General features: G+C 36.1%; 14 protein-coding genes. 5 read left to right on the top strand and 9 right to left on the bottom strand.

From position 1 onward, the window contains the following. Positions 1-71 precede the first annotated feature (71 nt). The gene (locus ACP6PL_RS29540; protein ID WP_426548931.1) at positions 72-1775 is read left to right on the top strand and encodes an ArnT family glycosyltransferase; all 1704 of its coding nucleotides are present in this window, start codon (positions 72-74) and stop codon (positions 1773-1775) included. A gap of 343 nt (positions 1776-2118) precedes the next feature. Here ACP6PL_RS29540 and ACP6PL_RS29535 read toward each other — a convergent pair whose 3' ends face one another. The 3 genes from ACP6PL_RS29535 to surE all read right to left on the bottom strand — a co-directional run bounded on the left by ACP6PL_RS29535 (position 2119) and on the right by surE (position 4391). Beyond that, positions 2119-2772, bottom strand: a complete 654-nt coding sequence (locus tag ACP6PL_RS29535) for a hypothetical protein (RefSeq protein ID WP_426548930.1) — start codon at positions 2770-2772, stop codon at positions 2119-2121. 289 nt (positions 2773-3061) lie between these two features. After that, positions 3062-3460 carry a hypothetical protein gene (locus ACP6PL_RS29530; RefSeq protein WP_426548929.1) on the bottom strand — a complete coding sequence of 133 codons (399 nt, stop codon included), beginning with the start codon at positions 3458-3460 and terminating at the stop codon, positions 3062-3064. A 127-nt stretch (positions 3461-3587) separates the two neighbouring features. Continuing rightward, positions 3588-4391 carry a 5'/3'-nucleotidase SurE gene (gene surE, locus ACP6PL_RS29525; protein ID WP_426548928.1) on the bottom strand — a complete coding sequence of 268 codons (804 nt, stop codon included), beginning with the start codon at positions 4389-4391 and terminating at the stop codon, positions 3588-3590. A 306-nt stretch (positions 4392-4697) separates the two neighbouring features. On the opposite strand from surE, the gene pheS reads away from it, so the two are divergent. Both pheS and ACP6PL_RS29515 read left to right on the top strand, forming a co-directional pair. Next, complete coding sequence (pheS, locus tag ACP6PL_RS29520; RefSeq protein ID WP_426548927.1) at positions 4698-5693, top strand: phenylalanine--tRNA ligase subunit alpha; 996 nt, start codon at positions 4698-4700, stop codon at positions 5691-5693. Between the two features lie 693 nt (positions 5694-6386). Next, the gene (locus tag ACP6PL_RS29515) at positions 6387-7286 is read left to right on the top strand and encodes a hypothetical protein (protein ID WP_426548926.1); all 900 of its coding nucleotides are present in this window, start codon (positions 6387-6389) and stop codon (positions 7284-7286) included. 146 nt (positions 7287-7432) lie between these two features. On the opposite strand, the gene ACP6PL_RS29510 is transcribed toward ACP6PL_RS29515, so the two are convergent. The 5 genes from ACP6PL_RS29510 to ACP6PL_RS29490 form a co-directional block, all read right to left on the bottom strand. Then, entirely contained in the window at positions 7433-7891 is a 459-nt protein-coding gene (locus ACP6PL_RS29510) for a type II toxin-antitoxin system VapC family toxin (protein ID WP_426548924.1), read from the bottom strand. Beyond that, entirely contained in the window at positions 7878-8120 is a 243-nt protein-coding gene (locus tag ACP6PL_RS29505; RefSeq protein ID WP_426548923.1) for a hypothetical protein, read from the bottom strand. Before ACP6PL_RS29505 ends, ACP6PL_RS29510 begins: the two co-directional genes overlap by 14 nt. A 901-nt stretch (positions 8121-9021) precedes the next feature. Further along, positions 9022-10197, bottom strand: a complete 1176-nt coding sequence (locus ACP6PL_RS29500; RefSeq protein WP_426548922.1) for a hypothetical protein — start codon at positions 10195-10197, stop codon at positions 9022-9024. Positions 10198-10216: 19 nt separating this feature from the next. Continuing rightward, positions 10217-10693, bottom strand: coding sequence for a hypothetical protein (locus ACP6PL_RS29495; RefSeq protein WP_426548921.1), 477 nt, complete (start codon positions 10691-10693; stop codon positions 10217-10219). Between the two features lie 245 nt (positions 10694-10938). Beyond that, positions 10939-12726, bottom strand: a complete 1788-nt coding sequence (locus ACP6PL_RS29490) for an iron uptake porin (protein ID WP_426548920.1) — start codon at positions 12724-12726, stop codon at positions 10939-10941. 328 nt (positions 12727-13054) lie between these two features. On the opposite strand from ACP6PL_RS29490, the gene ACP6PL_RS29485 reads away from it, so the two are divergent. Both ACP6PL_RS29485 and ACP6PL_RS29480 read left to right on the top strand, forming a co-directional pair. Beyond that, a complete protein-coding gene (locus tag ACP6PL_RS29485) occupies positions 13055-13609 on the top strand; it encodes a tetratricopeptide repeat protein (RefSeq protein WP_426548919.1) in 555 nt (184 codons plus the stop codon). A gap of 301 nt (positions 13610-13910) precedes the next feature. Continuing rightward, positions 13911-16724: a CHAT domain-containing protein gene (locus tag ACP6PL_RS29480; protein WP_426548918.1), complete on the top strand. Its 2814-nt coding sequence runs from the start codon at positions 13911-13913 to the stop codon at positions 16722-16724. 437 nt (positions 16725-17161) lie between these two features. Here the strand turns inward: ACP6PL_RS29480 and ACP6PL_RS29475 are convergent. Next, the coding region (locus ACP6PL_RS29475; protein WP_426548917.1) for a Calx-beta domain-containing protein at positions 17162-20847 on the bottom strand (3686 nt) is incomplete at its 5' end.

The raw sequence follows: 20847 nt of genomic DNA, 5'->3' as shown, positions 1-20847 counted from the left end.
TTAATTCTTAAACATTAAGAGCTAATTCAGTAACGTTTTTAAATATAGTAATTGGTTTTTAAGATAATTAGATGCTTAACAAAATATTGACCAAGAAAAATTTACATTCCCATATAGATTTACTGCTAATACTAAGTTTGCTATTAGCAGCAGTGCTACTTTTTTCTGCTAATTTAGGAACATTACCTTTACGAGACTGGGATGAAGGAATAGTTGCCCAAGTAGCTAGAGAAATTAGCCGAGAAAAGTGGAATTGGCTTTATCCTACTATTAACAATACCCCTTATTTTAATAAACCACCATTAATACATTGGTTGATCGCTTTTGTCTATAGTATTGCAGGAGTCAGTGAATTAACTGCTCGTTTATTTCCTGCTTTATTAACCGCATTTTCTGTACCCTTAATTTATTGCGTTAGTCGAGAATTATTTCGCCCACGCACCCCGGCAATTTTTACCGCTTTGGTTTACTTAACTTTATTACCCATAGTGCGACATGGGCGTTTAGCCATGTTAGATGGTGCAGTAGTTTGTTTTTTTCTGTTAATGATTTGGTGTGTATTACGCTCGCGCCACAATCTCCGGTATTCTCTCGCCATTGGTATTAGTTTTGCTTTAGTTTCCCTCACTAAAGGAATTATTTTAGGATTGCTTTTAGGGGCGATCGCTTTTTTCTTTCTCTTGTGGGATACTCCCCGACTATTAAGTAGTAAATATTTTTGGGGTGGTATCCTACTGGGTATGTTACCAGTTTTTCTGTGGTACACAGCTCAATTTTTCCATTACGGTGTTGAATTTTTCCATGCCAACTTTTTCCATCAATCTCTCAAACGTATTTGGCAACCTGTAGGTAGTCATGATGGACCTATTTGGTATTATTTATTAGAAATTATTGAGTATAGTTTCCCGTGGCAGTTATTCTGGTTGCCAGGATTATATTTAAGCTGGAAAAATCGTAATCTGAGTTGGGGAAAATTAGTTTTGGTTTGGAGTGGAGTCTATTTGCTAGCTATTTCCCTAATGAATACCAAATTACCCTGGTATGTGTTGCCTATTTACCCTGCCTTTGCTTTAGCCGTGGGTAGTTATTTAACACAAATTTGGCATCAATTTCCATTAGATTTAGGATACTTTCAATTTCCAACCGATCAATATCTCCCAACTCAGAGAGATAGTGCAAAACATCTCTGGGGTATTCCTACTATTTATCATCGTTTGGTAGTAGCTTTATTTGCACTACTAGCTTTAGTAGCTTGGGTTGCTTGTGTTTACTTTGGTGGTATTTTTCATCTGGGAGAGCCAAATTTGGCAAAACCTAATTTACAGTTACAGTTAATTTCTGTAGCTGTTGGTTTGACAATGACAATGGCAACTCTACTATTAAACCAACAAGACCATCAGTTTTTGTCGATCTTGATTTGGGGAACATATCTTTCACTGCTCATATTTGTTAGCTCCCCTCATTGGATATGGGAGTTAGAAGAAGATTATCCTGTCAAACCAGTCGGAGAAATGATTCAGCAAAATACACCCCCTGCTCAAATTATTTATTCTTTTGATACTAAAGATCGCCCCTCTTTAAATTTTTATAGCGATCGCCTGATTAAGCGTGTTGGGCCACAGAAAATTCAACAGCAATGGCAAAATTTACCTCAACCCTATCTATTAGTTGAAGCATCAACTCTAAACAATCTCGCTCTAGAGAATTTTCAGATTTTGAATACTGTCAAAGAATGGGCGTTAGTCACAAGAAAAGACAAGGAAAGTAATGAATAATGGATAATGAATAATAGATAATTAAAACTATCTCTAATTATTATAGGACTTACGCAGTACAACGTATTTTCGTCATTGCGACCGACAGGGAAGCAATCTCAAATCATAGTTTTTCGTACCTCATGCGTAAGTCCTGATTATTAATTAAGTAGGTAGGCATAAATAAAGGTTAAAATAAAAAATCTGATAAATAACCCAGAAGTAAGTTCTCAAGAACTCCTCACTGCGCGTAAATCTCCATTGCTATTGTGCGGATAATTAAACCTACCTACTTATCAATTATCAATGTATCTATTGAAAAGGAGAAGCTTTAAACCTCTGGGGATTAATTATCAATTATCCATTATCCATTATCCATTATCAATGCTTTTTCCATTAAAATACAGCTTTGATGCTCCTTGATTTCCTCAAATACTTTAATTCCTTTATGTTCATAAGTCTGATAATCTAAAGAAACTCTATCCTCAAAACCATATTTTCGACAAATGTGCTGCGATATCTTTCCACTAGCTTCTACTATTCCTTTAGAAAATCCTGCTTGAGCTGCCATCTTGAGATTATTTTCAACTAATTTATTGGCAATCTTTCTGCCTCTATATTCTTCTCTAGCTCCCAAGAAAAAAAGATGAAATATCTTGCTATTAACGAGTTTTTTTTCCATCTCATACTGCTCATGTAGCTCTTTTAAAACCTGGGAAAAAACCTCAAATTTTTGAGGAATATATTTGTGTATTTCTTCCTCTGACTCATTTGATAAATGCTCTGAAATAATAAATCCTGCTACTTTAGAAGTAACAGAATCTTTAGCAATATGAGATAATCCTTCTGCCACAGCTTTTTGACAAATTATCTTAGCAAACGGATAAAATTCACTAGGTGTAACTCCAAGTGCTCTTGACATAGGTTCTGCATTGGGAAATACATCAACCAAACAATTAATTGTTGGTTCTAGATCTTTTTCCTGTAAAATTTCATATACAATTTCATTTTCTTCCAACATCAATATACTAACCCCTCAAATAAAGTTTATTGAGTCCTTACAGCACAATTTATGGTAATACAAAAAATATTTTGGAATCAGCGATAACCAATCATAAAATACTTTAGGGTTACTTTAAAAACTATGGTTTATCAATTTTAAAACTGCTGTAAGTCCTATCCTTAATAATTCTTTATAAAAATAGTATAAATTCAATAGACATCTAATTAAAAATTAAATCAATCCCATACGCAGAAATGATTAATTCTTTCCCCCTATATCCCTCTTTTCCAGAGAGATATGATAACTACTGACTCTTTTGATTATCAAATTTCTCATTTCCCTGTACCCACTCTAATACTTCATCAAAAATACCCGACTTAAAATCAAATTTACTTAGAGTGGCGATCGCTCCCCCGAAAAATATTGCACTACCAATCACCACAAATATTGGTAAATACTGGCGAGTCAAGTCACGGCGTAACCTTGCCAATGGTCTACTTTGCTGTCTGAGCATTTGTCCAATATCTAGCTGTTGGATTGCTAAGGGGTCTCTGACATAATGGCCACTCCAACTTATTACCAGATGGGAATGACAATATGGACAGGTAAATAGCCCATTAAACATTTCTACCGGTTGTGCAATACTGTGGCGATTGCAAATTGGGCAGGTAACATAATTACTTTTAGATGTGGGAGCGTTCATATTTGTTTTTGAGAAATCAACGAAAATTATTACCAGTTAGACGGCTGAACTTTTTTGATCTGCAATCTGAAATATCTTGCCTACTCTTTATATAGTGTAGCCTTACTTTCTATTTTATTAGTGTTAACTATTCACGAAAATTATCAATTTTCCACTTTTGTAGATAACCCAATTCTTTAGCATAAGTTAGATTGTATTGCAAGGGGGTAATTGTAATATATTTTTCACCAATTGCCTGAATATCTGTTGGTAATTTTTCTAATGAGGATTGATCGTTAGTTTCTTCTACATCTTCCTGCACTTCTCCAGCTAGCCAATAGTAGGTTTTGCCTCGCGGATCGACCCGTTTTTCAAATATATCTATGTATCGACGAATTCCTTGACGGGTAATTTTTACTCCTGCTATTTCTGTTTCTTCGACTGCTGGAATGTTTACATTTAGTAACATTAAATTTTCTAAAGGTTGGCTTTCTATTTTTTGTACAAAACTTTGAGCAAAATTGACAGCAACTTCAAATTTCCTAGAAGTATAACTACCAAGACTCAAGGCAATGCTAGGAATATTTTCCACTATTCCTTCCATCGCTGCAGAAACAGTACCAGAATATAAAATATCTGTTCCTAAATTCGGGCCATGATTAATTCCTGCTAATACTAAATCTGGTTTACTTTCTAATAAGCCAAATAAAGCTAGCTTTACACAGTCAGCAGGAGTACCGGAACAAGCCCAAGCTGTTATCCTATCATCAAAAATTGATTTGACAATTTCGGCCCGAATTGGTTGATGTAATGTTAAACCATGACCTGTGGCTGAACGTTCTTTGTCAGGACAAACAACAATAACTTCATGGCCTACTGCTGCTAAACCATTAGCCAAACTCCGGATACCTTCTGCAAAAACGCCGTCGTCGTTACTAACCAATATTTTCATTTTTTCAAGAGAATACCGTTGAACGGAATTTAGAATTTAGAATTTTAAGAATTTAGAATTTCGGGAAAAATCTCTATTCTTGACAAAAGTCATAAACTTAAGCATTAAGATTTTATCGGCTCAAAACTTTGAGGCTACAGTAATTTCACGAAATTATTTCACATCTAAAGTTTTAAACTCAAAGATTGTACCTATTTTTTGCGTTTAAATCATTGTATCTATTCCAATGATAAAATCAGACTGCAAATTATAATTTGTATGAAACCTGCCCAAAAATAAAAATATTGTAAATATTATTTACCCATTATGCAGATAAGTGATATAAAAACGCAATTAGAAGAATTACGCCAAGCAGCAACAGAAGCGATCGCCATAGCAGAAAGCCTAGATAAATTAGAAGACTTACGGATTAGTTATCTAGGCAAAAAAGGTCAAGTGTCCAAAATTCTTGGTGCAATGGGTAAACTCAGCCCAGAGGAACGACCAAAAGTAGGAGCGATCGCCAACGAAGTTAAACAAGCTATCCAAACAAATCTAGAGGAACAACGTAGCAGTTTACAAGCAGCAGAAATTGCAGCTCAACTTCAAGCCGAAACCTTAGATGTTAGTATGCCAGGAGTAAAACGCTCCCAGGGAAAAATCCACCCCCTGAATGGCCTCATAGACCGTGCCCTTGACATTTTCGTTGGTTTAGGGTATACAATCTCCACAGGCCCAGAAATGGAAAGCGACTACTACAACTTTGAAGCTCTAAATACTCCGCCAGACCACCCCGCGAGAGATATGCAGGATACCTTCTACCTACCAGACGGAAATTTAATGCGGACTCATACCTCGTCAGTACAAATCCGCTACATGGAAAAAAATGAGCCGCCCATCCGAGTCGTTGCTCCTGGTCGTGTTTATCGACGCGATACCGTAGATGCAACCCATGCTGCAGTTTTCCATCAACTTGAACTTTTAGCAGTAGACGAAGGATTAAGATTTTCTGACCTCAAAGGAACTATTAAAGAATTCCTCCGACAAATGTTTGGAGACTTACCCATTCGTTTCCGCGCTAGTTATTTCCCATTTACCGAACCTTCCGCAGAAGTAGATTTACAATGGAATGGCAAATGGTTAGAAGTATTAGGTTGTGGGATGGTAGACCCCAATGTTTTGCAAGCAGTGGGTTACGATCCGGAAAAATATACAGGTTTTGCAGCAGGTTTTGGGGTTGAAAGATTTGCCATGGTGCTACACCAAATTGATGATATTCGCCGGGTTTATGCTAGTGACTTACGCTTTTTGCAGCAGTTTTAACTAGGTTTATTTGAACAGAGTCTTAAGTATAGAAACCGGGTTTATATTAAATCTCCTTGTACTAAACATCTACCTCCCATAAACCCGGTTTCTTATACCATTTTCATAAAATATTGCTACAGTGACAGAACAAGTAAAAGGAGATAAGGAACGCTGGAACCAGGAAAGATAAATAGACAAAAAATAGAGGAAAAAACTTTGATTTTGGCAATAAATCTAAGCCATAAAGTATTAAACTATACGAATAAATCACAAATTGGAATGTAACAGCCTTTTTTGAATTTGGTATTATAACTATATTAAATCTCCCAATACTAAACATCTACCTTCCATAAACCCGGTTTTTTATAATATTAAATCCCACTATACTAACATCTAACTCCTATAAACACGGTTTCTTATAAGACTCTAAAGCAAGCGTATTTGATATAACTTTTAAATTTTAAATTTAAACTTATATTGCTTACATAAATTAATTTTGACTTTTGAATTTTGACTTTTGAATTAATAACTATGCGTCAATATTAAGTTATAGAAACCGGGTTTATATTAAATCCCACGATACTAATATCTACCTTCCATAAACCCGGTTTCTTATAATACTTTAAAACAAGCGAATTTGATATAACTTTTGAATTTTAACTTTTAACTTATATAAATTAATTTTGACTTTTGACTTTTGAATTAATAAATATGCGTCAATCAGTGGCATTGTTAATATTAATGTTAATGATAGTTCTTAGTATTGGTAAAAAAGCTATCACAAACATCAAAACTTCTCAGGTTTCTGAAGAAACTCTTCAGGTATCTTCAGACATTACTCAAATATCTGAAGAAACTACTCAGGTATCTTCAGACATTACTCAAATATCTGAAGAAACTACTCAGATATCTCCAGAAATTACTCAAGTATCTGAAGAAACTCTTCAGGTATCTTCAGACATTACTCAAATATCTGAAGAAACTACTCAGATATCTCCAAAAATTACTCAAATATTTGAAGAAACTGCTAGTTTATGTCGTCAAGTTAATGACGAAACAGGTCTAACTGTAAATAAAAGACCTACCCCTAATTCTCCTAAAGTTGGTACTGTAGACTTTAATCAACAGGTGAAATTAATAGAAGGTTATCGAAATATTCGCGGCCCTGCTGGTCGTACCTGGGTGGAAATTAGTTCTCCTATTTCGGGATTTGTTTCTAGGGGTTTTCCTGGAAATGAAACTAATTTAATAGAATGTTCTGAAGTTGCCGAAAATAGTTCAGGAGAAACTCCCACAGAATCTTCTACTGAAAATACTTCTATTAATAATTTACCAACACAAACATCTCCAACTTCTGAGTCTGCATCAGAAATAGATGAAAGTTTATGTCGTGAAATTGACAGTAAAAAAGCACCACGAGGTTTGGCAGTACGGTCGGATGCTTCGAGACGTTCCGAATATAGAGGAAAAGTACCTGTTGATGGTCAACTTATTTTAGTAGAAAATTATCGGTTAATTCCCGATAAAAATGGTGAAAAACGTAAGTGGGTGAAAATTAGTTATCCTTTGCGGGGGTTTGTTTCTGCTGGTAATTTGATTGAGTGTGAGTAGTTGTTGATAGTTAAATTGGAAATAGGGTTGGGTAGAACTAAATTGAAACCCAACTTATATCAAATTCGGTTTAGTTACAACCGTTATTGGTGAAATGCAATGTGTTGGGTTTTGTTACACCCAACCTACAAATACTTAAATTGAATTTAATAACTAGGCACAATTACCTCAATTTCAGTCTGCCAATTAAAATCATCTTCATTAAATGTATAAACACTGCTTACATTATGATACTTCATAATGGCAATGTGCATTAAATCAAATACTCTAGCACCCTTTACAGGATTCATTTTAAGTAATTCAAACCATTCCTCAAAAATATGATTTGACACATTGAGAAGTTCTACATTTGGCATTTGTAAAAATCTTTCAATTCTCATTATTGTATCTTCAGTAGTCAGAGGATTAGCTACAGATTTGGAACTGGTAACAACAGCATAAAACTCGGCAATCACTTGAGGTGACAGACAGATAACTTCTATTATACTAGGTCTTAAAATTTCTAAAGCTGCCCGATGTTTTTCTACATTTTCTTTACTTAAATCAATTGAATACACCAGAATGTTAGTATCTAAATACCGCTTTATCTTTTTACTCGATACCATAGATATTACTTCTATTTATAGGTTCTTTGACACCAATATCGGCAACTAACCAATTAAATTCTTGATTAATTTGATTCAATTCTTCTCTCCCTTTATCTTCTTTCTGATTGAGATTTTGTGTGGAATTATTATGTTGAGAAACAGCCTTAAAAGCGGCAATAATTTCTTCAACCATAGCAATCTGTTTTGGACTTAGACCTGTGACATCTATAACTTTATTTTTCATCATAATTCTCTTGAGATTATTCTAGAATTTCATTATTTTTCTAAGTTTTAATTTCTCCTATAGTAATCTTATTTAGGTTATAATATTTTGGCGGTAGGGGCGAATGGCCATTCGCCCCTACAGAGTTTTGGTTATGACTCGATCAAGACTTACGACAAGCTACTATATGTAGAGTTCAAAAACTATAACGTTTGAGTTTTTCACGCTATATATGTGGGGTAGTGCCTAAATCCTAATTAAGATTATGTGTTGGGTTTCGTTACCTCAACCCAACCTACAAAGCAGAATCAATATGGTATCTTGGATTAATCACGACTTAAGCCAAACTACTATATCTAGAGTTCAAAAACTATAACGTTTGAGTTTTTTACGCTATATATGTGGGGTAGTGCCTAAGTCCTAATTAATATTGTGTGTTGGGTTTCGTTACCTCAACCCAACCGACAAAGCAGAATCAATATGGTATCTTGGATTAATCAAGACTTACGCCAAACTACTATATCTAGAGTTCAAAAACTATAACGTTTGAGTTTTTCACGCTATATATGTGGGGTAGTGCCTAAATCCTAATTAATATTGTGTGTTGGGTTTCGTTACCTCAACCCAACCTACTGCCGTGTCAAGACTAAAATTGTGGGTTAGGAGCGAGCAACCTTGGAGACCTCTCCCCTAACCCCTCTCCTGCGAGGAGAGGGGATTGCCCCCCCTTCCCTTGCAGGGAAGGGGGTTGGGGGGTTAGGTTTTTTAACCCACATTTTCAAGCTTGACACGACACTACTAGCTCGTCTAGCTTGAAAATGTGAGTAAATTTTAGAAAATATAGACTTTGGAAAAGGTAGGTTAGGGGGGGATAAGAGCGTTAGATTTTACCCACAAATTTAGTCTAGATGCGCTACTACGACTATTACCCAGGTGGGAAACTTTGAAAAATTCCGCCACCGACAGGGACAGGTTCATTGATACTTCCTATACTTCCTAACCTAATGTTATCAAGAACTAATTTGTCAGGTGCGCTCCCAAATCTAACAGATTGAGCAACCCCACTAAAGTTAATTTGTCGACTAGAAGTTAAACCATAAGCACCGGGAGTTGCTTGAGTATCAAACCTTCGGTCTAACGTAATATTAGCTAAAGGAGTGCCATTACCATTAGGATTACTATAGATAATAACTTCGTGATTAAAGAAAGGAGAAGAATAGTCGAATGTCAATGGCCCAGAAAAACCACCAGGCACATTCATTATAATTGAACCCCCTTGATCGTAAGTAATAGCTCTACCTCTTAGTCGATCGGTGGAATTAGACAAATGGTCAATAAAATTTCCATCCCCTCCCTCCTGGAAACTAACAATCCCCAAGGTATTATTACTAAATGTTACTCCTGTTAAGGGATCGCGAAAGTACCCTCCTAGATTTTGAGCATCATTAAAGTTTATTTCTCTAGGAGATGGTTGAGGATTTTCAGGGTTTTGATCTGGACCATTTCCAGGAGAAATTCTTAATACCTCTCTTAATTCGTCAGCAAATGTATTGAGGAAAAATCCTGTTATTGTACGGGTACCATCAGGATTAATATTGGGATTAATAATCAATGCACCACTGATAAATCCATCATTATTTGAGTCTAGGTCTGTGGCAGAAATATTGTATGTGTTTTGTAAAAGATTTCTCCCTGCCTCTGCATCAGGTCCAAATAATTGGTAAAACTGATTTAAGGGGAAGAAATTCGGGGGTAAATCTTGAACAATACGCTGTGCATTATCTAATCCATCAATGAATCGAATAGTATCATTCTCATTCCTGTTAAAGTCAATAACAATTGAACCAGGAGCAGTCAAATTTCCCAGAGCAGGTACATTAGGAGGCAAACCTAAATTTGCCAGTGAAGGTAATGGTCCATCTCCACCTAAAACAAAATTATCTGCATTATCTGCTTGTCCTGGTCCTGAAAGACCTTTGTAAATATCAATAGCTAATGGACCATTATCTCCTGGATTACGATTTTCATTGAGATCTTCACGAGCAATTTGGGCTGTTCTTAATTCAAGACCTGGACCAGCGATTTGTTGAACTTGCACCATATTAGAATTCTTCCTTAATTTAACGAATAATTACATTAGTCCGGTCAAACGATGGAGACATCATTCCTCCACGATTTCCACCTCCACCACCATTTCCACCTACACCACCACCATTATCAAGTCCACGACTAGGGTCAGCAAATTCTGAGGGAGATACATTGGGTGACATAGTAAAATCAGAACCAGGTACAGTTCCTCGACCCATTGGGTCTCCTGTACCACCTAGAGCGTCATTTAAAAAAGTATTAGAAAAGCCACTGAAGGCATTATCAGCATCTAATTTTCTTTCTTCCTCAAAAAAAGGTACCTTAATTTTCCGTTCAGCAGGTTTACTATAATCTTCTTCTTGAGCATTAGCAGTAGATATTAAGCTAAGGAATAAGAAAGAAGGAAGAAAAAAGAATAAAGGCAGGACTAGAATTTTTAACAGAGATAGACGGATGATTAATTTTAGTTGTTCTAAATTATCTTTTTGTCGGTAATTTTTTTCTAGCATAATTAACTCCTAAAAACGGTTTTTAGTTGCACTTCAGCGCCATCAATATATTTATTAAAAATCGGGCTAGTAGTGCGTCTAAGCTAAAACTGTGGGTAAATTTGAGCAACTTGGAAGACCTCTCCCCCAACCCCTCTCCTGCAAGGAGAGGGGAGAAATACTCCCCCTTCCCTGGTAGGGAAGGGGGTTGGGGGGTTAGGTTTTACCCGGAACTTTAGCTTAGACACACTAATAGTTTTTTTCATCTAAAAACGGAAAGTTGTCCGCAAAACTCCAATTACAATTGTTTCATTATCTTCATTATGTTCTGGATTTGTTACTACAAAAAATCCAGGAGTAATTGTGATATTATCGCTCAATTTATATCTGTAAAAAGTTTCAATGTGATAAGAGGTATCCTCATCTTCTTGAATACCATTATCTCCATCTACTAATTTTAAAGGTTTACCAAATAAGACGGCAAATAAATCTCCCTCCCGACCAAAAGGGTCAGACATACCGACAGAAAATAAATAAGTATTAGAAGTGGCGTGAGCATCAGAATTAATATAATTTGTAAATACCCAACCTCCCCAAGCAGCTAGAGTTATTTTTTGCCAAACTCGCCATTGCACTGTACCACCGACGGCATTAATATTGGCAGGTTGTTGCAAACCTCCAGAAGTATCAGCATTTAAACTACCTGTATAGGTATCTAGAAAACCATCTTCTGAATAAGCATTTATATAAGTAACGCCAGTTAAGACATTATCAAAGGGTACAGTTAAAAATTGGACTCCTGTAGCACTGTGACCCGCATCAGTAATACCACCTTGTCCAGTAGGGCCATTACCAGGGTTTTCACTATCCCGTGTACCGTAGGCAACTTGTAAACGTACTTTGTCGGTAAGCAACCAGTCAAAACCTAAACCAGAGTCTAGTCTGCCTATTTTAAATAGGGGACTAGAGTCCGTAAACCGAGAAATGGAACCTCTACCTGCGTCAAAATAGGGAGAGTTTGCTGTAAGAACGCTATTTAAGCTAAAGTTGAGAGGTCGGAATGTGAAAACTACGCGATCGTTAAAAGCTGGAAAACGATATTCTAACTTGAATATTTGAAAAGCATTCGCAAGTATTTTGTGTTCAATTATTTGTCCATTATCATCTTTCTCTTTTATTGTTGTATCTGTTTGGTAAGAGAGGATAGCCATATCTGTATTGAATGACTGCTGACCCGCAAAACCCAGACTGGTAAAGTTTGCTGAACCTAATTCTACTCGCAGGCGGTCTTTTCCTGTAAAAGTTGTGGCAGTTTGCAGTCGGACTAGATAATTAAAAATTGTATTTTCATCTCCATCCCCACGTCTGCCAAAAGCATTTTCCACATCCTCTCCACCAAAACCATTGGTTACACCAAATATCACTTCTCCACCAAATATAGTAGTTGTACCATTAAATCTATTGACTTCTAGTTCGGCAGTCCGAGCTTCTAGAGCATCGACTCGTCCACGGAGCGCTGCTAACTCTGGAGCAAACTCTTCTACAAGACGTTGAACTTTGGCCATATCCTCGCGAGTGGCTAAATCTGTTGTAGATATTTCAATTAGTTCTGTCATTCTATCCAAGCAAGCATTTAACCCCGCCGCAAATTCAAGGCGGTTCATAGCACGGTTGCCTCGGTAAGTACCATCTGGATATCCTGCGATACAACCGTAACGTTCTACTAATGATTGTAATGCTTGAAATGCCCAGTCAGTTGGTTGGATATCTGAAAGTTGGGATACGGAGTTTACTTGCTCTAGTACCGAGAAGTCCTCGTATTCATCTGATGCTTGTGCTAGTTCTAGGGGTTTTTCTTGAACTTTTGTAAATACCGATCTGGGGTGAGTCAGTCCCTGTGATATTGGTGGTGATAGTAGATGGGGCAGGGATTTATTTTGTGGCTCAAATTCTGTAGAGTTTATCTGTGTTAATCCGGTTGCGGATTTTGCCAATGTTACTGGAATTGATAAAATAAATACTGAAGTTAAAGTTAATAAAAGTTTACTATTCACTTGATTAGTCCTCACATCACCAGTATATTTACTGAACTTGTCTACCTCTTGCCTATACTTCATAGGTCAATATACGATCAGCTTAAATATGATAAGCTTAAGATGGTAGTATAAGTAATTTCTAGTAGTTAGTTATACGGAGAAAGTTCAGCAAATTTGTGTATTTTCCAAAATATTATAAGGAGAGCTAATATCAAAGATGAGTTGCTTCATTTTAATTAGATCAGGATTAGAGATTGCTATAGAGTGTTAATTTATCTGTTTAAGTATTAAGCTATCCGGAATTTTTGAGACAGATTTTTTGCTAGATTTACGGAGGTATTGATCTATGCGTTATTGGATTAAATGTCTAGGAGTTATTACTACTGCTTTAGTTTTGAGTTTCCCCACTATTGAAGGGTTTCGTGGAGCAAAAAAATTAGAAATTTCACCTGCATTTGCACAGAATGTTTCTTATAATCGAGCTAATAGTAAATCTGAAATAGATAGGTTATTGAAAGAGGGAGCAGCATATTATCAAGACTGGGAATATCAAAAAGCATTAGAAAAGTTTCAGCAGGTATTGAAACTACGGCGAGAAATTGGCGACTTAGAAGCAGAAGCTCGTGCTCTATTTTATGTAGGTGTAACTTATCATAAGTTAGGTCAAGGAGAGAAAGTTTTAGATTCTTATTGGGAAGTGATGGGAGTAGCTGAGGAAGCAAGTAGTCAACAAGAGTTTGAAAAGATTAGTAAATATTTATGTAGGAGTGAAGGAGGACAAAGATTCTTAACGGAAAAAGAGAAAATTAATCCTATTAAATATTGCGAGGGAATACAAAAAATTGAAGAAGACTCTGGTAGCGTAACACTTTTATTTGATGAAGATGACAAGAAAGAATAATCATCTTTCAGCAAAAATAGCTTTTGTAACTGTTGTCGTCGCGGGGTCTAACAACTTGCATTTTACCGAAATATTCTGGTTTAAAGCCTCCCCTTTTAAAGGGATAATAAATCAAAATTTTCCTGTTCGTCAATCCTCTTCTTTTCAAGGAGAGGTAATTCTAAATTCTAAATTCTAAATTCTAAATTCTAAATTCTTGAACCCGACGTGGGACTTGATCGCTTGCGTCTGTCACCGACGCGGGGTTGCACCGCTATTTCCTCTTCCCTGTTGCCTGCTATAGACAAAAAATCAAAAAAAAATGTCTAAACTTAGTAAAAAAAGGAGAGTAATAAAAAGACTCATAAAATTATTCTTCATCTATTACCTAACTTTAACCATTTACCTCTGCTATGAAACAGTATTTCCTCAAATATTAAATGCTTACCAACCTCAACAGCAAATAATATCTCAAGCTCCCCAAGAAACTGAAGCAGAAGAACTCTATAAACAGGCCGATAGACTATACAAAGATGGTCAATACCAGGAAGCTCTAGAAAAATATCAACAAGCTTTACAAATCTACCAATTAATATATAGAGTCTCAGAAAATGGTAATCAATCTCTCTCACTAAAAATTGGTAAAACACTTCATAGTATTGGAGCAGTTTATAATCAACTTGCGAACTATCCTCAAGCATTAGAGTATTATCAGCAAGCAGTAAAACTTCGTCGTCAAATTAATGACAAAAAAGGTGTTGGTAGTAGCCTTAATAGTATTGGTGCAGTTTATTTTCGCCAAGGAAACTATAACCAAGCTTTAGATTATTTGCAGCAAGCTTTAAAAATTCGTCAGGAATTAGGAGATTTAGTTAGAGTTGCTAGAACTCAGAATAATATAGCAGCAATTTATCTAAATAAAGCTAAATATTCTCAGGCATTAGAATATTATCAGCAAGCTTTACAAACATTTAAAGAACTAGGAAACTTGCAAGGTGAAGCAGCAGTTATTAACAATATTGGTTTAATTTATCAACAGTTAGGTCAATATGAAAAATCTTTAGAGTGGTATCAACAAGCTTTAGCAATTCACCAACAAACTAAGAATCAAAAAGGTGAAGGAGATACCTTAAATAATATAGGTTTGACTTATAAACTACTCAAAAAATATGACCAAGCATTAACATATTATCAACAGGCTTTAACAGTTAGAAAGGAAATAGACGACAAACCAGGAATAGCTAATAGTCTGAATAATATTGGCTTAGTTTATGACCAAAAAAGCGAATATCAAACAGCACTAGAATATCTAGAACAAGCATTAACAATTTTTCAGCAAATAGGAAATAAAACAGAAATAGGAAGAACTCTAGATAGTTTAGGAACAGTTTATAAAAGTATCCAAGAATATACTCAAGCAGAAGACTATTATCGTCAAGCTTTAACTATTAAAAGAAACATCGGCGATCGCGCCAGTGAAAGAATAACTTTAAGCAATATCGGAGATTTATTAGTTACCAAAAAACAACCAGAACTAGCAATTATTTTCTATAAAAGTTCTGTAAATGTCACAGAAGCAATTCGTCAAGACATACAAGCTCTTTCCCTAGTTCAAAAACAGTCTTATGCACAAAAAATTGCTGATACTTACCGCAGTTTAGCCGATCTATTATTACAGCAAAATCGAGTTATAGAAGCCCAAAAAGTATTAGACTTATTGAAAGTTCAAGAATTAGATAATTATCTCAAAAATGTAGAGGGTAATGAACAAACTGCGCTGGGAATTGAATTATTACCTCAAGAAAAAGAACTTCTAGATAACTATAATGCTATTCAAAATCAAGCAGTCCAGGTAAATGAAGAACTCACAAAGTTAGAAAATATATTACCTGTCAATAGGTCTGTTACTCAACAACAACAAATTACTAAATTAGAAGCACAAAAACAGCAAATTCAAGCAAAATTCAAAAACTTTATTTCTAATGAAGAGATCGTCAAAATCTTACAACAACTTCAGGAAAAAACTGGGGGAGAAAGTCTAGATATTACTAATCTAAGTAGATTACAAAATATTCTCAAAATTAAGCAAAATGCTGTCTTGCTTTATCCCTTAATTTTAGAAGACCGTATAGAACTTGTATTAGTCAAAAGTAATGGTTTGCCAATTCATCGCTCAGTACCGATTAGTAAAATAGAGTTAAAAAATGCAATTTTTGACTTTAGGGCAGCCCTGACATATCCGAGAAGAAGAATTAGCGATTTGGCAGCACGCGAAACAGGAAAACTATTGTACGAATGGTTAATAAAACCTTGGGAGATAGAACTACTCTCAGCGCGAACAAAAACTATTATTTATGCTCCTGATGGCTTATTACGTTATATTCCTTTAGGAGCTTTATACGATGGAGAAAAATGGCTGATAGAAAAATTTAATATCAATAATATTACGGCTGCGAGTCTGACTAATTTCAACAGTAAACCTTTAGATAAATTGCGAGTATTAGCAGCAGCTTTTAGTGAAGGAAACTATCAGTTTATGGTTGGTTCAAGAGAATTTGAATTATCAGGATTACAATTTGCCGGAGAAGAGATAGAAATTTTAGCTAAAATCATTCCTAATACTATGAAATTGTTCAATCAAGCATTTAGTTGGGATGAAATTATTTCCAGGGTTGATAAGTACAATATTCTACATTTTGCCACCCATGCAGATTTTGTGAATGGGCAACCAGAAGATTCGTTTATTTTATTTGGTGATGGTAGTCGTTTAACTCTCCGGGAAATTACAAATTTATCATTACCAAACATTAATTTAGCAGTTTTGAGTGCTTGTCGAACTGGAATGGGAAGTATTTTGCAAGATGGTTCAGAAATTTTAGGGTTGGGTTATCAGATGCAAAGAGCTGGAGTGAAAGCATCTGTAGCTACTTTATGGCAAGTTGACGATCGCGGAACCCAACTACTAATGATTAATTTTTATCGAGCATTAAAAAAAGGGAATATTACCAAAGCAAAAGCGTTACGAGAAGCGCAGTTAGGTTTAATAACTGGAAATGTTCAGGCTGAAAAAGAGGCCAACAATTTTAAACATCCTTATTATTGGGCTCCCTTTATTTTGATAGGTGATGGGTTGTAGAAGTCAGAAGTCAAAAGTCAGAAGTTTGGAAGAATGGTCATTTAACCGTACATTATAATCTAGTGTCGGTTAAATAGTTATATATAATTAAAGTTCGTAGTAGGGCTTCAGCCCGAACTGTAGATAGGGCTGAAGCCCTACTACAAACCATATACTTTATTATAAGTGATTATCCGTTAGCGTAGCTCCCCCGGAGGGGGCACATGATATCAGTCCAGTAGGGAATTGTAGGGATGTTCCATGAAATGTCCCTACTACTGTACAGGAAAACCACTATAGGGCTAGAGCAAAACTACAAACAAGAATTTTATTATACCAAATCCGGTTGCTTCGGAGTGCTATAAGAAATCAGGTTTGAACCAGACAGATGTCAGCATAGCGGTATCCAAATTTCATACAACCCCGGTTTCTGTACTTTACCAGATTACAGCCAACAGTTAAAAGCCCTCTGTTTGTAATATCAACTGTAAATTATCAATACCAAGTTCAGTTGCTTGACTACCAATCTCAATGAACTGAGTCCCCCCAGGAATTGGAATATTTTCCCTAATAAAATTACTAAAATCATTCAGCTCACCACGAGTCTGATCTAAAAATCCGCTCGGCTCAAGTTGCTGATTATTTCCGAAAAATGTCACAGTATGACTTCTGTTAGGTGAAGCATAATCAAAGATAAGACTACTACCAGAGCCAATCCCACCTACTTGTTCAATTATGTCACGCAAATCAATTCTAATCGCATTACCAGTATCGTGGGCAATAACAGTATTATTGATAGTGGGATTAACATTAAATCTTCCCTCACCTCCTGGTATATTCCGACTATCTAAAGCCACAGTATTGCTAGAAAATCCAAGGTTGAAGGAACCTTGAGAACTATCAACCACAATAGAACCAAAACGATCAAAATTGTTAAACTCCTCAAACCCTAACTCCTGAGTTTGAATGGTCAAAGGAGGTCTAATTATAGGATCATCAATAATTTCCAAAGTAGCAGTAGCAGGTTGACCAATATTCGCTCCACCAGTTACATTAGCTAAATTTAAATTGGCAGTTTCTGTATTTTCGTCTAATTCATCATTAAAAATAGGGATACTAACAGTTTGTTGAGTTTCTCCATCTGCAAAGAAAATAGTCTCAGGAACAGAGTCGCCAAAATCACTACCTCGATTCGCTGTACCATCGGTAAGATTAATATCAGCACTTACAATTCCATCGCTGCTACCAGTCCGAGTTACTGTAACTATAGCATTAGGCGTACCTTCCGTAAAGCTAAAGATGGGGTTGCTAAATTGGAGAGTACCTGGGTTGGGAAAACGATAACCGAAGTTAGTATTATCGACATTTTGAGCAGAAGACAAGAAAACAGGAAACTCTGCTGCAGTTGTGAGAGTCGCGTTAGGAGGAGAAATTGTTCTGACTGTATAGTTATCTGGTGATAAGTCAAAGAAACTATAGATACCAAACTCGTTTGTAACAGTTTGTTGTTCGTTGGAGTCAGGAGTATCATTTGGATTAGTATCTAAGAAAACTGTAACGTTTGGTAATCCAGTTTCTCCTAGATCGAGGGAACCATTGCGGTTAATATCGTTAAATACTGTACCACTAATGTTGCCGAAAGGTAGAGCAGTTACATTAGCATTAACAATATTTGTCGGTACTCCATCCACAAAAAATTGTAGGTTAGGATCAATACCATCAAGAGTTGCACTGTGAAAAATGTTAAAGTTACCATTATTAACTCCCGTAACTGTTACATTTTGCGGAGTAGTTCCATTTGATTCATTAAATTCTAGGGTGATAGGAACTCCAATACCGCTACCAAGATTGATTTCTGGGGGCGGGGCGATCGCTATTTCAATAGGAGTTGTGGGATTACTATTTAGTTCTATAGTATAATTATCAGATCCTCCAGCAGTAAAAACCGTATTTCCATCAGTTTGATTAATCAGGACTTGTGTAGGTTCGGGAATTTCGGGGTCATCAATATTCACTGTGACTTGGGATATATTGAGATTATTATAGTTAGGGTCGTTCTGACTAAAAACTGTATGAGCGATCGTACCAATATTTTGAGTTTCCGTTTCTGGAATATTGTCTTCTACTGCTGTAACTGCTACTGTTCGAGGAACATTCCAGTTAGTTTGGTCAAAAGTAATAGGTTCTATTGGTTGAATTTGCTGGTCTGTATTAAAGTTGATAGAAACATTGCCAATAGGTTGTGTGGTTAAGAATACTTGATAACTACCTGTTGCTCCTCCCTCTGTTGCCTCAGTTGTAGTGGGGGTAATCACAACATTAGGACGATCGTCATCTGTGATATTAGCAGTAATGACACTCGATGGTGTACCATCTACCGTAAATGGTACAGTAAGACCATTATAATTTTGGTCGGTACTGCTAACTGTATGAATAATGTTACTAATTTGAGGAGCTGGTTCTGCAATATTATCATCTACTGCTGTAACTGTAATAGTTTGAGGAATTAAAGCATTAGCAGAGTCAAATGTCAAGTTAATTGTGTTGCTTGGTGTTTCACCACTATCACTAAGAAGAGTTTGACCATCTGAAGTAATAATAGCAATATTAACTGCAGCAGCAGGACGACTATTGAGAACTATCTCGTAAGTATCACCTTCTGTTAACCCTTCGGTAACGTCAGTGCTGTCACCTGTTTGAGTAATAGAAATTCCTGGAGCGTTGGCAGCAGTGTTACCGAAATCAATATTGGTGAAATTTTCTCCTTGAGGAGTAATAATAAGCTGACTTGGAGTGAGAGTTGCCATAGAACCAAGAGGTACAACTTCTCGAACAAAGTATGTATTAGGAGATAGGTTATTGAAACTATAATCACCTAAACTATCTGTAGTTTGAGATGGTTCGTTTGAGTCTAATTCTCCATCATTATCTAAGTCTAGGTAAATTGTTACACCAGGTATTCCAGGTTCACCAGGGTCAAAAGCTCCATCACCGTTCATATCATTGAACTTTGTACCGCTGATTCTTCCTGGAGAGATATTATTTTGAATATTTATGGTAGCATTTTCACCAGCTAATAGGGGGACTGGTGCGATAAGTTCAGGAATAAAATTAGCTTGAGGTACTGCTCGGATATTATAAGTATTAGCTTCTAGTTCGGAGAAGTTGTAATTACCGTTGGAGTCGGTTAAAGTATTTCTTTCGTTCGGGTCGGGGATGTTGTCATTGTCGGAGTCGATGAAAACGGTGATATTTCCTATTCCCTCAGAGGGTTCTGGAAAATCATTATTGTTGAGGTCGTTGAATACTGTACCACTAATACTGCCAGTTTGTATAACATCATTATCAATAATTCTGCCCATTCCTTGGCCATCTACAATATTGCCACTAGAAGCACTGGTAAGATTTACATTAAATGTTTCTTCGCCTTCATTTGGTACGTTATCATCGACAATCGGAACTTCTATTGTTGCAATGCTTTGTCCTGCTGGAATAGGGAGAGTGCTAAATGTAGTCCCAATATAGTCGTCTGTTGTTTCAGCAGTGCCATCACTGGTACTATAGTTTAGATTAATAGTTTGGTTACTTGGCGGGTCTAAAGTAACTGTGAATATAGCATTACCATCACCTTCATTGACTATGACATCATTAATACTAATGTTGGGAACAACTGGTGCAACATCATCATCAATGATTTGTAGCGCAGCAGTAGCAGGATTTTCAAATGTACCTGTTGTAGGGTCAATAACTAAGTTAAGATTCAGCTCTTCTATAGGTTCAACTGCAGTATCATTATTAATATTTACAGGTACATTAACTAAAGTTTGAGCAGGAGAAAAAGTGACAGTAATTGGTGTAGTATTATCAAAATCTTGTGTACCTAATGTTGTATCTGTAAAAGGAGTGGGGGCACCTGTAGCTGTGACATCAGTTAATTGTACTTGTACAGAAGCAATACCACTTGTATCTCCACTACGTTGAATTTGTATCGAATCACCTGCTGGTGTTCCATCTTCATTAATACTGTAGGTTGGGTTTGTAAATGCAAAGCTTGGCAGTGGTGCATTGACATTAACAGTAACCGTCGCCGTATCTGTACCACCATTGCCATCATCAATAGTATAGGTAAATGTATCAGGACCTA

This window comes from Dapis purpurea BLCC-M126 (genome assembly GCF_050015975.1).
Taxonomy (GTDB): domain Bacteria; phylum Cyanobacteriota; class Cyanobacteriia; order Cyanobacteriales; family Microcoleaceae; genus Trichodesmium.
Note: the sequence above shows the minus strand (reverse complement) of the source record. Positions and strands in the feature narration are given on the sequence as shown.

What these genes read in the sequence shown, in the direction of transcription:
- ACP6PL_RS29500 (WP_426548922.1), bottom strand. Translation starts at nt 10,197, where the DNA reads ATGGTGCAAGTTCAACAAATCGCTGGTCCAGGTCTTGAATTAAGAACA.
- ACP6PL_RS29495 (WP_426548921.1), bottom strand. Translation starts at nt 10,693, where the DNA reads ATGCTAGAAAAAAATTACCGACAAAAAGATAATTTAGAACAACTAAAA.
- ACP6PL_RS29480 (WP_426548918.1), top strand. Translation starts at nt 13,911, where the DNA reads ATGTCTAAACTTAGTAAAAAAAGGAGAGTAATAAAAAGACTCATAAAA.
- ACP6PL_RS29510 (WP_426548924.1), bottom strand. Translation starts at nt 7,891, where the DNA reads ATGGTATCGAGTAAAAAGATAAAGCGGTATTTAGATACTAACATTCTG.
- pheS (WP_426548927.1), top strand. Translation starts at nt 4,698, where the DNA reads ATGCAGATAAGTGATATAAAAACGCAATTAGAAGAATTACGCCAAGCA.
- ACP6PL_RS29485 (WP_426548919.1), top strand. Translation starts at nt 13,055, where the DNA reads ATGCGTTATTGGATTAAATGTCTAGGAGTTATTACTACTGCTTTAGTT.
- surE (WP_426548928.1), bottom strand. Translation starts at nt 4,391, where the DNA reads ATGAAAATATTGGTTAGTAACGACGACGGCGTTTTTGCAGAAGGTATC.
- ACP6PL_RS29505 (WP_426548923.1), bottom strand. Translation starts at nt 8,120, where the DNA reads ATGATGAAAAATAAAGTTATAGATGTCACAGGTCTAAGTCCAAAACAG.
- ACP6PL_RS29530 (WP_426548929.1), bottom strand. Translation starts at nt 3,460, where the DNA reads ATGAACGCTCCCACATCTAAAAGTAATTATGTTACCTGCCCAATTTGC.
- ACP6PL_RS29540 (WP_426548931.1), top strand. Translation starts at nt 72, where the DNA reads ATGCTTAACAAAATATTGACCAAGAAAAATTTACATTCCCATATAGAT.
- ACP6PL_RS29515 (WP_426548926.1), top strand. Translation starts at nt 6,387, where the DNA reads ATGCGTCAATCAGTGGCATTGTTAATATTAATGTTAATGATAGTTCTT.